Source organism: Dorea sp. AGR2135, assembly GCF_000420885.1.
Classification (GTDB): Bacteria; Bacillota; Clostridia; order Lachnospirales; family Lachnospiraceae; genus Dorea; species Dorea formicigenerans.
Map to the genome: position 1 here is coordinate 65,633 of NZ_ATVU01000015.1, position 14,271 is coordinate 79,903.

The 14,271-nt window shown below is 41.4% G+C and carries 13 protein-coding genes, 3 tRNA genes and 1 other annotated feature; of the genes, 1 reads left to right on the forward strand and 15 read right to left on the reverse strand.

All coding sequences use genetic code 11. The features are described 5' to 3' along the window. The first annotated feature begins 247 nt into the window (after positions 1-247). Positions 248-631, forward strand: coding sequence for a hypothetical protein (locus tag G593_RS18570; protein WP_022279073.1), 384 nt, complete (start codon positions 248-250; stop codon positions 629-631). 276 nt (positions 632-907) lie between these two features. On the opposite strand, the gene pdxR is transcribed toward G593_RS18570, so the two are convergent. The 15 genes from pdxR to G593_RS0110725 all read right to left on the reverse strand — a co-directional run bounded on the left by pdxR (position 908) and on the right by G593_RS0110725 (position 13,818). Beyond that, complete coding sequence (pdxR, locus tag G593_RS0110655) at positions 908-2,305, reverse strand: MocR-like pyridoxine biosynthesis transcription factor PdxR (protein ID WP_005339243.1); 1,398 nt, start codon at positions 2,303-2,305, stop codon at positions 908-910. A gap of 11 nt (positions 2,306-2,316) precedes the next feature. After that, positions 2,317-3,987: a glutamine--tRNA ligase/YqeY domain fusion protein gene (locus G593_RS0110660; RefSeq protein ID WP_029731664.1), complete on the reverse strand. Its 1,671-nt coding sequence runs from the start codon at positions 3,985-3,987 to the stop codon at positions 2,317-2,319. A gap of 106 nt (positions 3,988-4,093) precedes the next feature. Further along, complete coding sequence (locus G593_RS0110665) at positions 4,094-4,834, reverse strand: NUDIX domain-containing protein (protein WP_029731665.1); 741 nt, start codon at positions 4,832-4,834, stop codon at positions 4,094-4,096. 17 nt (positions 4,835-4,851) lie between these two features. Further along, positions 4,852-6,213 (reverse strand): MATE family efflux transporter, encoded by a 1,362-nt coding sequence (locus G593_RS0110670; protein ID WP_022279069.1) that lies wholly within the window; start codon positions 6,211-6,213, stop codon positions 4,852-4,854. 149 nt (positions 6,214-6,362) lie between these two features. Beyond that, positions 6,363-6,435: transfer RNA gene (locus G593_RS0110675), tRNA-Thr, on the reverse strand. Between the two features lie 95 nt (positions 6,436-6,530). After that, entirely contained in the window at positions 6,531-7,139 is a 609-nt protein-coding gene (sigH, locus tag G593_RS0110680) for an RNA polymerase sporulation sigma factor SigH (RefSeq protein WP_005331453.1), read from the reverse strand. Between the two features lie 2 nt (positions 7,140-7,141). Further along, the gene (gene rlmB, locus G593_RS0110685) at positions 7,142-7,900 is read right to left on the reverse strand and encodes a 23S rRNA (guanosine(2251)-2'-O)-methyltransferase RlmB (RefSeq protein WP_005331454.1); all 759 of its coding nucleotides are present in this window, start codon (positions 7,898-7,900) and stop codon (positions 7,142-7,144) included. Positions 7,901-7,942: 42 nt separating this feature from the next. Next, positions 7,943-8,407, reverse strand: coding sequence for a Mini-ribonuclease 3 (locus G593_RS0110690; protein ID WP_029731666.1), 465 nt, complete (start codon positions 8,405-8,407; stop codon positions 7,943-7,945). Continuing rightward, entirely contained in the window at positions 8,392-9,798 is a 1,407-nt protein-coding gene (cysS, locus tag G593_RS0110695) for a cysteine--tRNA ligase (protein ID WP_005339235.1), read from the reverse strand. The genes G593_RS0110690 and cysS overlap by 16 nt, the downstream gene beginning before the upstream one ends. Before the next feature lie 2 nt (positions 9,799-9,800). Continuing rightward, the gene (gene cysE, locus G593_RS0110700) at positions 9,801-10,493 is read right to left on the reverse strand and encodes a serine O-acetyltransferase (RefSeq protein ID WP_005339233.1); all 693 of its coding nucleotides are present in this window, start codon (positions 10,491-10,493) and stop codon (positions 9,801-9,803) included. A gap of 259 nt (positions 10,494-10,752) precedes the next feature. Beyond that, positions 10,753-11,003 (reverse strand) — a binding site (T-box leader). 51 nt (positions 11,004-11,054) lie between these two features. After that, entirely contained in the window at positions 11,055-11,630 is a 576-nt protein-coding gene (locus G593_RS0110705; protein WP_005331468.1) for a DUF4234 domain-containing protein, read from the reverse strand. A 162-nt stretch (positions 11,631-11,792) separates the two neighbouring features. Then, positions 11,793-12,815: a GNAT family N-acetyltransferase gene (locus tag G593_RS0110710; RefSeq protein ID WP_029731667.1), complete on the reverse strand. Its 1,023-nt coding sequence runs from the start codon at positions 12,813-12,815 to the stop codon at positions 11,793-11,795. Between the two features lie 88 nt (positions 12,816-12,903). Continuing rightward, entirely contained in the window at positions 12,904-13,473 is a 570-nt protein-coding gene (gene ispF, locus G593_RS0110715; protein ID WP_005339228.1) for a 2-C-methyl-D-erythritol 2,4-cyclodiphosphate synthase, read from the reverse strand. Between the two features lie 181 nt (positions 13,474-13,654). After that, positions 13,655-13,728 (reverse strand) — tRNA-Met (locus tag G593_RS0110720). 17 nt (positions 13,729-13,745) lie between these two features. Beyond that, positions 13,746-13,818: transfer RNA gene (locus tag G593_RS0110725), tRNA-Val, on the reverse strand. Positions 13,819-14,271 lie beyond the last annotated feature (453 nt).

Sequence of the window (14,271 nt, forward strand, 5' to 3'; positions counted from 1 at the left end):
CTTTCTCCTTCTTCGCGTTCCTCTAGACTGTCGTTTCGTCATTTCTCACAAATACTCTTTTTATATTTTAGCACATTTTCCCATTTGTCTCAACAACCCCGGCTCGACATATTTCTCACATTTTTATTAAATATGTTACGGGAAATTTATATATTTTTTATAGACTCTCCCTTTCAATTTTGTTAAAAAAGTATTACAATATTGCTATTAGTAGAAATTTCATCGTACGAAAGGAGATTTTATTATTATGGCTAAATGGGGAAAGAAATTATTAGGTCTCGCAGCAATTGGAGGAGCTGCAGCAGGTCTTGTTTATTATCTTAAGAGCAAAGAAGAGCTTGATCTTGATGATTTTGATGATGAACTGGACGATGATGATTTTGATTTAGATAATGATCTGAAGCCAGTTGGCGAGCGCGGCTACGTTCCGCTTACACCTAAAAAAGAGGCAGAAGACGCAGACGCTTCTGATGATGAAGAAGCTCCTGAAGCTGTTGAGGAAGCTGACAAAGCTGACGAAGAACATATAGACGAAGCGATTGCCAAAGAAGCTGAAGAAGCTGATGCAGAATCCAATGAGGCCGCCGAGGAATGTAGAGGTGCAGAGACTTCCGAACAGGAAGAAATTTAACAGGGAATTACGAAAAGATTTACTAAAAAACTACTAAAGGAGTTGCCAAAAAGCAGCTCCTTTTCTATACATAAACTGATATAGCCTCCGGCAGGGCGCACATTGTCCGGTGGACAATGGTTTTGCGCCGACCGAAACGGAGTGTAGACTTGCAGAGGTGCGCAGTAGAAGTATGTCATGCAATTGCATGACGCGCACCTCGCAGCAAGAATGCCGAGGCATTCTTGAATATGCGCAGCTGCTTCACTACTATCGCAGTCATCCATCTGCACTCTTCTATGCTCCCCAGCACTTACACAGAGTTCTTGCCGCCTCTTTAATCTGTTCTTCGCTTAAATTGGCATATCCGAGAAGAATCGTTGCTTTCCTACTGTTTTCTTCACCCACCCGATAATCTGACATTCCATAGACCCGGATATCTGATTTTTTTGCAAGTTCGATCAGTTCCTGTTCTGAATACCCATCTTCAAACGTCAGAAGCAGATGCACACCTGCATGTTCTCCGGAAATCTTGCATTTTCCCAAAAGAGGCTTTAATTCCTCGATCAGCGTATCATGACGTCCTTTATACATAGCTCTTGTCTTATTCAAATGCCGTTCATAATAGCCCTCTTCAATAAATCTCTGTACGATCATCTGATCGACTTTTGAAACGGTTGAATTCACAAAACTATATTCCCGTTCATAGCGTTTCTGCAGTTTTTCCGGCAACACCATATAGCTCATACGGATTGCCGGTGCAATGGATTTTGAAAATGTACCAAGATAAATAACTTTTCCGTCCCGGTCATATCCCTGCAGTGCCGGAATCGGTTTTCCTTTATAACGGAACTCACTGTCGTAATCGTCTTCGATCACATAACGATCCGGTTCTTCTTTCGCCCATTTCAAAAGTTCCAGTCTTCGTCCAATCGGCATAATGATCCCTGTCGGATATTGGTGAGACGGAGTCACGTATGCAATATCTGCCCCACTATCAGACAATTCTGTCACTTTCATTCCATTTTTGTCCATACCGACCGGAACAGTCTTATAGGCAAGTCCCCGGAAGAGACGATATGCCTGTTTGTATGTCGGATTTTCAAATGCAACGACATGTTCTCTTCCAAGTATCATACCAAGAAGCATTAAAATGTAATCACTTCCGGCACCAACAATTACCTGTCCCGGTGTACAATTCACGCCTCTGGCCTGATGCAGATAATTACAGATTGCCTGCCGGAACCCAAGTTCCCCTTTGGATTCACCGGATCTGAACAGCTCTGTTTTATCATCTGTCAGTATATCTTTAGAAAGCTTTCTCCACGCATTGTAGGGAAAGCTTTTTAAATCCACTCCGTTTGGCGTAAAGTCATAACGGTATCGTGGCTTCTGTTCTTTTTTTTCTTCTGTTGGTGTTTTTGCAGGACGGATCTGATATAACTCATCAATCTTTGCTACAAAATATCCTCTGCACGGCTCCGATTCTATATAGCCTTCTGACAGTAACTGTTCATACGCAAGCTCTGCCGTACTGCGGCTGATTTCCAGATGTCTGGCAAGAGCTCTTGTGGAAGGGAGCTTCTCTCCATAAGAAATCCTGCCATTCTGGATATCACTTTTTATATAGTTGTAAATCTGTTCATAGAGGGGAACTTTTGAATCTGTCTTCAGATTCATGGTCAGTTCGTTCATGTTATTCCTCTTTATTTCTTAGGCAGTTTGAAAGAGCTCTTCAGTGACACGATTCTATTGAACACCAGATTCTCCGGTGTAGAATCTTTACTGTCAATGCAGAAGTATCCATTTCTTACGAACTGGAAGCTGTCACATCCCTTTGCCTCTGCAAAGCTATCCTCTACATAGCAGTTCTTGCGGATTTCAAGAGAATGTGGATTCAGGTTCAGAGAACCGTCCTCTTTATTGTATACACCTTTCTCTTCATCTACAAGATTCTCATAGAGACGAATTTCTGCCTGTTTTGCATAAGGTGCTGCTACCCAGTGGATCGTTCCTTTCACTTTACGTCCTGTAAATCCTGTTCCGCATTTTGTCTCTGGATCATAAGTAGCGTGAACAACTGTCACATTTCCATCTTCATCTGTCTCATAACTTGTACAGGTCACAAAATATGCATTCATAAGACGTACTTCATTGCCTGGGAAGAGACGGAAATATTTCTTTGGAGGCTCGATCATAAAATCGTCACGCTCAATGTAAAGCTCTTTGCAGAATGGAATCTGTCTCTTTCCAAGTTCCGGATTCTCCAGGTTATTATCTGCTTCCAGATATTCCACCTCTCCTTTCGGATAATTGTCGATCACAAGTTTAATTGGATCTAGTACTGCCATCATACGCGGACGTTTCAATTTTAAATCCTCACGAATACAATACTCAAGCATTGCATAGTCTACCGAACTCTGGCTCTTGGATACTCCACACAGTTCGATAAACATTTTCAGAGATTCCGGTGTGAATCCTCTTCTTCTGAGTGCTGCGATGGAAACAAGTCTTGGATCATCCCAGCCATCTACGGTGCCGTCCTGAACAAGTTTCTTAATGTATCTCTTACCTGTCACAACATTTGTCAGGTATAATTTTGAAAACTCAATCTGACGCGGTGCCGGATCAAACTCGCACTCTTTTACGACCCAGTCATAGAGCGGTCTGTGATCCTCGAACTCCAGTGTACAGATAGAATGTGTGATATGCTCTACTGCATCCTCAATTGGGTGAGCAAAATCGTACATCGGATAAATGCACCATTTATCCCCTGTGTTGTGATGTGTCATATGTGCCACACGGTAAATGACCGGGTCTCGCATGTTAATGTTCGGAGACGCCATATCGATTTTTGCACGAAGTACCTTTGTTCCATCTTCAAATTCACCATTCTTCATGCGTTCAAAAAGCTCTAAGTTTTCTTCAACACTTCTGTCACGATATGGGCTGTCCTTCCCTGGCTCTGTCAGTGTTCCTCTGTACTCGCGAATCTCATCAGCACTGAGATCACACACATATGCTTTTCCCTTTTTGATCAATTTTACTGCACATTCATACATGGTATCAAAATAGTTAGAAGCAAAATACAGATGGTCTTTATAATCTGCTCCTAACCACTGCACATCTTCTTTGATAGACTCTACAAATTCCATATCCTCTTTCATCGGGTTCGTATCGTCAAATCTTAAATGAAATGTTCCACCGTATTCTTTCGCAAGTCCGGAATTTAAAAGAATAGACTTTGCATGTCCGATATGAAGGTATCCATTCGGCTCTGGCGGGAATCTTGTGCAGACCTCTGTATAAACTCCCTCTGCCAGATCTTTATCGATTTCCTGCTCTATAAAATTCTTAGAAACTGTCTCTTCTGCCATTTCTCTCCTCCTGATTTATATGAATTATTTTAATTCAAGAATGCCTCAGCATTCTTGCTTCTTCCATTCCCATATCACTCAATATTTTACCCTATGACGGCACAGATTACAAACGTTTTTTGAGCGTTAAAAGTGCCTGTACAATAATTGCACTGTGGTCGACCGCAATCTCACCTGCTTTTTCCACCTGAAAATGTTCCTCGCGCACCAGCTCGCCACGGATCGTCTGTACAACTTCTGCCTCTGTATCCAAGCCTCTGCTTACATTTTTCACGTGAAGTTTATAGTGATATTCCATCTGTTTTTCCAGATCTGACACAGCGCCTTCATAGCATTTCAAATCATTCTCTCTTTCTTCTGTGCTGACTCCTTGTAGATTCACCTCACACCACACAGCATCCGCGGCGTCATCACCTGCCTGTACTTTCACAGCATTCTCCGGAACGACCGCCATATATGCAGTCGTGATCACGCGGGTCCGCGGGTCTCTGTCGTAATCCCCATAAGTTGCAATCTGTTCCATAACAAGCCCCTTTACACCTGTTTCTTCTTCCAGCTCACGCCTTGCAGTCTCATCTAAATTCTCCCGCATATTGGCAAAACCGCCCGGCAGTGCCCAGTAACCAATACTTGGGTGATTGCTTCTCTTTACAAGAAGAACCTTTAATCCGTCAATAGAATCACAGCTTTCCCCTTCATATGCAAATATGACTGCATCTGTCGTATTGCTTGGTGTTTCATATTTTCTCGGATCATACAGTTCCAGGAATTCTTCCAGATTCTGTCCCGCCTCATTTTTCTCACCAGTTCCGTAAAACTTGCTAAAATCATTTAAAAAAGCTGTCATGATACATCACTCACTTTCTATACTTCTTTCTTCATTCGATAATACGCCTCTGGCATCCATTTTCCCTTCCATACATAGAGTGCGATCAGTACTGCACCGATCAGCCATGTCACCGGATATGCCGTCATAACATAAGACAGTTTGTGGTCGATTCGAAGTACCGCCCAAATCCAGATAACTCTGCATACACATAAGGATACAAGGAATACAACCATTGTCTGAAATGTCTTTCCTGTTCCCCGGACTGTTCCTGCCATAACATGTAAGAAACCAAGCAGCCAGTAGAACGGACAGAAAAACTTCATAACATAAATTCCATACTGGACTACATCTGGTTTGCCAGAAAATACTCCAATGACCTGCGGCGCAAAAATTAACAATAATATTCCGGAAATAATGGTATATCCAACGCCCATACCTGTTGATACCCACATTCCTTTCTTCACGCGGTCATATTTTCCTGCGCCTACGTTCTGACCTGCAAATGTACTGGCTGCCATACTGAAACTCAGCACTGGAAGAATATTGAATCCATCTACTTTTACATAAGCTGCATAGCCTGCCATTACAACTGCACCAAAGCTATTGACGCTGGACTGTACAATAACATTTGAAATGGATATAACAATATTTTGAAATCCTGTCGGCAGACCGATCTTCAAAATCCTTCCAAGCAGATTATCATAAAACCGAATATCACGTAGTCTTACATGATAACTTTCCTGGCTTCTCATTAAAAATCCCAGAATAAAAATACAGGATAAAAGCTGGCTGATATCTGTTGCAAGAGCCGCTCCAATAATTCCCATTTTCAAAATCACAACAAAAAATATATCTAAAAATATATTGGAAACCGCTGCAATAATCAAGTAGATTAATGACCGTCTGGAATTTCCCACTGCATTGAGAATTCCTGCTGACATATTATAAATAACAGAAAAAAATATTCCGCCAAAATACACCTGCAGATACTGTGATGATTGTTCAAATACTTCCTGCGGTGTGTCCATTGCCCGCAAAATCATCGGTGTTGTCACAACCCCTGCCACTGTCAATATCGCTCCTGCTGCCACGGCAATTGCAAGTGTCGTATGTACTGCTTTCCTTACTCCTTCACGATTCCCGGCTCCAAAAAACTGAGAAACAACGACTCCGGCACCTGCGGATGCACCGATACAGAATCCAACCAGAAGATTGATAATCGCGCCACTGGATCCGACTGCTGCCAATGCCTCACTCCCAATCCAGTTTCCCACAATAATAGAATCTACTGTATTATATAATTGTTGAAATAAATTTCCCAAGATGAGCGGAATGGAGAAGAATAAAATTTCTTTCCAAATTGCCCCTTCTGTCATCACTGTACTTTTCTTACTCATATTTTCTCTCTACACCTCTCTTCTAACACCCAAAATTCTTCTTTCAGCTATACTCTTCTTTGCCCTGCAGTCATACGATTTTAAAAAGTCAGATAGTAAAAACCCCGTAAACTCACGTTCTTCGCGAATTTACGAGGTTAATTTAAACAAGCTGCCTAGCGGAATCGAACCGCCGACCTCCGCCTTACCAAGGCGACGCTCTACCGACTGAGCCAAGGCAGCGCGCATATGTTCTATGCAACGTTAATAATATACAATATCCGGCACTTGTTGTCAATGCCTAATCGAGTATTTCTATTTTTCAGCATTCCTGTTTTTCATAGCTTCTCTTTTTCCAGAATCTTTTGCGTCTTTGCTTTAATTCTTTGCAAGGCATTATCCACCGTCTTTGGACTTTTGTCTAGAAGCCTTGCTATCGTGCGGTAATCGGTGCCCATAAGATGCAGATAAAGTACACGGTTCTCAAGATCACTTAAGCTCTCTTCCAGTTTACTTTCCAGAAGTTCTGCGTATTCCTGGCTGACTAATAGTTCTTCCGGATTGCTGTTTTTATGTGCTTCCATCGTATTGATCAGAGGTTCTTTCTCCTCCGTCATATCATAAAGTGAAACATAAGAATTTAACGGACTGTGTTTCTTTCTCCTGGAAGCCTCGATTGCGGAGTAAAGCTGTCTGGAAATACACAGTTTTGCGAAGCTGAAAAATGAACTATTCTGATCCGGCTCATAATTCTGCACCGCTTTAAAAAGACCGATCATACCTTCCTGGATCAGATCTTCATTTTCTCCTCCAAGAAGATACATAGCATTCGCTTCTTTTCGCACAAGATTTTTATATTTTTCCATAATATAATCTACGATTCTGTTGTCTCCATCGCGCAGCTTCTGAATCAGTTGTTCATCTGTCATCTTCTCATATCTGTCCATAATTATCCAAGCCTCTGTCTTACAATCTCATATGCAAGAACTCCGGTTGCCACAGATGCATTCAGGGAATCAATATCCCCTTTCATCGGAATGCTTGCAACAAAATCACAGGTTTCTTTTACAAGACGGCTGACACCTTCTCCTTCATTTCCAATCACAAGACCGATCGGACCTGTCAGATTCAGCTTATACATAGACTCACCACCCATATCCGCACACACGAACCAAAGCCCTTTTTCTTTTAATTCTTTCATCGTCTTAGTCAGATTAGTCACTTTTGCAACCGGTGTATAGTTGATTGCTCCTGCCGATGTCTTTGCCACAGTCGCCGTCAGTCCTACCGCTCTTCGTTTAGGAATAATGACTCCATGCGCACCTGCCAGATTTGCAGTACGGATAATCGCACCCAGGTTGTGTGGGTCTTCAATATCGTCCAGCAAAATAAGAAATGGATCCTCTCCCCGCTCTTTTGCCAGTGCCAGCATATCCTCTACCTGTGCATACTCATAAGCCGCTGTATAAGCAATCACTCCCTGATGTCTTCCTGTCTGTGAAAGCTGTGTCAGACGTTCTTTATCTACAAACTGAACCAAAGTATCATGCTTCTTTGCCTCACGTACAATCGTCCGCACCGGGCCGTCCTGGCAGCCGTCCAGAACAAATAATTTGTCCACTGGTTTTCCGGAACGAAATGCTTCTAAGACCGCATTGCGTCCCTCAATCATATTTTCATTTCCATGTTTGTCTTTGTGTTCTATCATGAAATTCTCCTTCTTCAAAACTTACTCAAATCCTGCTGCCAGCTATTCTTCTTCCTTAAAAGCGGACCTGTCAGAAACACTGCAAAGCCCGATTTTCACCAAATCCAGCAGTCGTTTCCAGTCCTTTTTCAGATACAGATATCCCATCAACGCTTCAAATCCCGTAGCACGTCTGTAGTCTGTGATGGATTGATTCTTTGCGGGAGACACACTTTTGGCATTCCTTCCGCGTTTGTATATGCCATGCTCTTCTTCTGTTAAATGTTCTTGAATGGTACGCATCATTTTGGACTGTGCAGATGCCTGTACATAAGAGCTGGTTTCCTTATGCATTTTCTGAACCTGTTTATTTCCCTCATTCATTACTAAAGATTTAATTACAAGGTCAAAAATGCAGTCTCCAATATAAGCCAGAGCAAGAGGTGAATATTCTCTGATATCCACCTCTTTCATCTGGAAAATCTCCTGCATATAACTGTCAAACTGCCAATCTACGCTCTTTTCCATTGTACTCCTTCTCTTGTATCTTTCAAAATGATACCTTTTTCTAATAATTCATCACGAATCGCATCTGCTCTTGCAAAGTCCTTTGCTTTTCTTGCAGCCTGACGCTCCTCAATAAGTTTTTCAATATCCTCTGCCAGAATTTCTTCTTTCTTCTCTACAATAAGACCAAGAACATCTGCAAGCTTCACGATCAAGTCTTTGATCTTTCCAAGATACTCTTTTGTCTTCTTGGCATCTGCATTGGTGTTGCTGTATCTTACAAGCTCAAAAATTGCAGCTACTGCATCTGCTGTATTGAAATCATCATCCATCGCATCTTCAAATGCTTTTACAAACGAATCTGTCTGAGCGAAAAGTTCTGCTTCCTCTGCAGTCATCGGCTCATCCTTTGCATTTTTTATAAGGAAGTTCAGGTTATCTACTGCATTTACAATTCGCTCCAGACTGCTCTTAGCTGCTTCCATAAGCTCAGCACTGAAGTTCAATGGACTTCTATAGTGTGCGCTCAGCATAAAGAAACGAAGCACCTGAAGATCATACTGCTCACTGATCTCACGGACAGTTCTGAAGTTTCCGAGAGACTTACTCATCTTGCGGTTGTCAATATTTAAAAATGCATTGTGCATCCAGTAATTTGCAAATGTCTTTCCATTGGCAGCCTCACTTTGGGCAATCTCATTTTCATGATGTGGGAATACAAGATCTTCTCCACCGGCATGAATATCTATCTGCTCTCCAAGATATTTCTTGGACATCTCAGAACACTCTGTATGCCACCCCGGACGTCCGTCACTCCATGGGGATTTCCAGAATGGCTCTCCTTCTTTTTTCGGTTTCCAGAGAACAAAATCCAATGGATCTTCCTTCTCATCTGCACCAGATACAAGAAGTGAGCGCTCTCCGGAACGAAGATCATCCAGATTCTTGTGGGACAGTTTACCGTACTCTTTGAACTGGCGGGTTCTGTAGTAAACAGTACCGTTCTTTTCATAAGCATATCCCTTGTCCATCAGTGTCTGGATCAACTGGATCATACCTTCAATTTCCTGTGTTGCAAGCGGATTTGTTGTTGCAGGCTTTACATTCATGCCAGCCATATCTTTCTTACATTCTTCAATGTAACGCTGTGAAATCTCTTCAGCAGTCACACCTTCTTCATTTGCCTTTGCAATAATCTTATCATCTACATCCGTGAAGTTCGATACATAATTTACATCATATCCTTTATATTCGAAATATCTTCTGACAGTATCAAATACGATCATCGGTCTTGCATTACCAATGTGAATAAAGTTGTATACAGTAGGTCCACATACATACATGCGGACTTTTCCTTCTTCAAGTGGTATAAATTCTTCTTTTTTCTTGGACATTGTATTATAAATCTTCATTTTTATTGCTCCTTCTCTTCTTTTGCGCACTGGGCATGCGCAACCATTTTTAACTGATTTTCCAGTTCCATAAGCTTTTTATGCATACGCAGGTTATCAACCTGAAGCTCTTTGATGTCATTGCTGATCGGGTCCGGAAGATCTACCTGGTTCATATCCATACGTGGAATCTTTGCGCCATCCTGCTTTACAATTCTTCCAGGGACACCAACAACTGTACAATTAGCCGGTACTTCTTTCAACACAACGGATCCTGCTCCGATTTTTGAATTCTCGCCAATTTTAAATGATCCAAGAACCTTTGCTCCTGCGCTGACCATAACATTATCTCCAAGCGTCGGATGACGTTTTCCCTGCTCTTTTCCTGTACCGCCAAGTGTTACCCCTTGATACAAAGTAATGTTATCACCAAGTTCTGCCGTCTCACCAATGATAACGCCACTTCCGTGGTCAATAAAAAGACCTTTTCCAATGGTCGCACCCGGATGGATTTCAATTCCTGTCTTTCTGACTGCTCTTTGAGAAATCCAGCGCGCCATAACATAATGTCCCTTTTTGTATAATTTATGTGCGACTCTGTAATGAAGAATTGCCTTAAAACTAGGGTATAAAAATACTTCCATATTCGATTTGATTGCAGGATCCCGCTCACGAATCACCTGAATTTCTTCCTTGACATAGGATACAACTCCCATTTTAAGTTCCTCCCTTGACATATAATGATCAAATATATAGATGTTGGGGGCAAAAGCCCCAACTATGATGCCTACGGATTGTTCCGTGCTTTGCACTCCCACAATCCTCCCAATTATTCGCATATCGTGGGATTGTCATCCCACTTTTAGGCTCATATTGGGGCGGGTCCTAAGGTCTTTCATCCACTTATGAGCAAGCTCATGTGGATTTAGACCTTTTGACCCTGGCATCATATATAAAAAAACTTCGTCTCTCATAATAAGAGACGAAGTATATCCGCGGTTCCACTCTTTTAGAGATTCTGTCTTATGATCTTATGCAGACACCAATCTCCACTTTTCATACTTAACGCGTATCCACGTACTGCACTACCAGATTCCGATAAATCCTTCGCCCAGTCAACTCCCGGAGGCACTTCACAGATATTCCTCTTAAGAACGCTTTCAGCCGGTGACGTTCTCTCTCTGTCAGATTCTTATTCTGTTACTCTTTCCGTTCTAGGTCTTTGCCTGTTTAGAATATATAATATGTGAAAAAATACATTTTGTCAATCACAGATTCTACATAATTGCTTTATTAATTGTATCCTGCATCAGACAATAGCTTACAATTCCGAGGCCGAAAATTCCAAGAATCAGATATAAGATTCCTGAACTTCCATTCACGCCCTTGATCTGATCGCATTTTTCACCCATCTTGTACATCCAGTACCATCCATAGATTCCACATGTAATCAACGTGAACAGAAATACAAGTCCGCCTCCTGTCGCCTGTGTATCGCCACAGATCTGATTAACCTCGTCATTCAGCTTGATCATCCAGTAAATTCCATAGAGTCCGCATGTTACAATCGAAAGAATGACTGCAATCGCAATATTTCTCTCCTGGATTCCCGGGAATCTCTGATTCATGCCGCCTGCCGGGCCGCCATATTGATTCTGGTTTCCATAATTATTCTGATTTCCATATGCATTCTGACTATTATTCGTATCTGCACTTGTATACTGAGCCTGTCGTGGTACTTCGTATGTCTGCTGACTTTGATTCGCATTCACATCAGCTAAAGCTGCTCCACACTGTTTACAGAACTTTGCTCCGTCCTCACACTGAGCTCCACATTTGTGACAAAATTTCATCTTTCATTCCTCCTAAGTAAATCTATAAATATGCAGGGCAATCTTTTTGTGAAATAATGCTTTGCCCGCCAATATTTACGATGACTACATCATTTTTTATCATAACATAGTTTTCGGTATTCGTCTATTGCAGAATTCAAGAATGCCGATAGCGTTCTTGAATCAAACTACTTCATTCAGATAAATCCTGGAAAGTGGAATAATCTTTTCAAGCTCCGATTCCATTCGTCCCGACATGGAAACTCCTTCTTCTTTACTGATTTCTTCTACCGTTTTTGCACCAAAGACAAGTTCTCCCAATGCACTGACCGGCAGAATACCTTCACTGGTTTCTGGCTTTCCGTCCATAAGCATCAGTCCTGAAAACTCCGTTCCTGTCATTGTAACGTAACGGTTATTCTCCGGAATCAGTGGGTCTGTAACCTGAAAGCTGACTGCCATAAGACTTTTTAACTTCAGCGACATCAACATTCTTCTGACATCAACGATCCGAATCATAATCTTCGGTTTTGCCTCTTGTTTTTCCGCTTCTTCCGTCTCTTTAGATTCTTCATAATATGGTCTTACATCAACAATCTGTCCATCTTTTCTGTAGATGATAAGCTTTCCATCTTCACATGCCAGCTCTTTCAGTAATCGTTCATAATAATTCTTATCACGCTTGGCGTAAACCTGATATTTCCCCGCCAGTTCTTTCTGTGCCCAGGCTGCAATTTCATCACAATCTTTGTCTTCAGCCGCCTGTACAGTAATACTTTCCGCCAGCTTCTCCTCCGGAGCATAATATTCAATATTCTGTTCATACATCGTCCGGAAATCATGTGGCAGATAAATAGCCTCCGCTGCCGGCATCAGATAAGTAAATGTTACACCGGCCTGGTACATATCCAAAAGAGACTCTCTTAAAAGTCCGGCCATATACCTTCTGCCACGGTATTCCTTTCTCGTTGCAACTGCCACAATATAATAGGATTCCTTTTCAGTTCCATTGACCATCAGTGTATATGGATTTAAATGCAGCATAGCCTGAATATCATCGTCTTCCCGGACAACATAAATGATGTTGTCCTTTGTCTTCTCCTGATAATAATAATCTACAAAGCTTTTCTCGTCTTTTGAAAACACCTCTTCATAAAGCTTTCTCGTATCTAAATGCTGTGAAACTTCCAGCTTTTCAATTTTCATATGTCCTTTCCTCCAGCCACACTGTACATTTTACTTTATAATTCCAGATTATATAGATGTTGGGCTCAAAAGCACACAACTATGATACCTACGGATTCTGGCATCCACTACAGCCCGTACATCCGCCACAACTGCCTGCACAACCAGAACTTACATCTGCCGGACCGACACCGTAACTGTAATTCACAATCGTCTCAAGTGACGCAATTGCCTGCGCCGAAATACCTTCTCCGCTTCCGGTAAATCCAAGTCCTTCCTCTGTAGTTGCCTTAATATTCACCTGACTTACTTCAATTGCAAGGGCATCTGCAATATTTTTTTTCATCTGCTCAATATAAGGTGCCATCTTCGGGCGCTGTGCAATGATTGTCGCATCAATATTTCCAACCACATACAGCTCATCATCAATCAGCTCCCGTACATACTCCAGAAGCTTTATACTGGAAATTCCTTTATATTTTGAGTCTGTATCCGGAAAATGCTTCCCAATATCTCCAAGCGCTGCTGCTCCGAGAAGGGCATCCATAATCGCATGGAGAAGCACATCCGCATCCGAATGTCCCAAAAGACCTTTCTCATACGGTATCTGGACACCTCCGATAATCAGATCTCTTCCTTCTACTAATTTGTGAACATCGTATCCCAAACCAACTCGCATTTTAATTCCTCCACAAAACTTTTTTCATTCTCCGTTGTCAATGCCTTTTTTATTATACATGAGAGAATATTCAGAGTCAACGAAAGGCCACTATAGCCAGAGTTTTTTTGCATAATAGAAAATGCAATTTCTTATACAAAAAAAAGAAATCTGCTTTTGCAAATTCCTTTTCTTACACAAGTAGCGGGAACTGGATTTGAACCAGCGACACCGCGGGTATGAACCGCGTGCTCTAGCCAACTGAGCTATCCCGCCATATATTGAGGTATATATGGGACCAATAGGGCTCGAACCTATGACCCTCTGCTTGTAAGGCAGATGCTCTCCCAGCTGAGCTATGATCCCATATCTTGTGGCTCTCTCGAACCGACTTCGTTAGTATACATCAATATAGTGAGTATTGTCAATAACTTTTTTTATTTTTTTATTATCTTTTTGTAACAGTTCAGCCTTCGGCTGAACTAAAATATAAAAAACAGAGAAATTTTATTTTTTGGAGGAAGAACTTATCCACAGTTTCTTCCTCATTTTTTTGAATATCCTTTATCTAACAGAACTATTAATTACATTTTGATTAAAATACTTTATTAGGAATAAATTTGGGCTATTTTTTGTGGACAACTATTCTTGATAAGTTGCTAAAATCAATTTTTATCCACCGTCATTTTGACGACAACGTTTTATAATAAATTTTTCTTTTTATTCGATTTCTGTTAAACTACTTTTATCGGAAATCGAAAGAAAAGGGGGAGAATCTTATGGGACGAAAAAGCAATTATGAAAATGGAATGTATAATC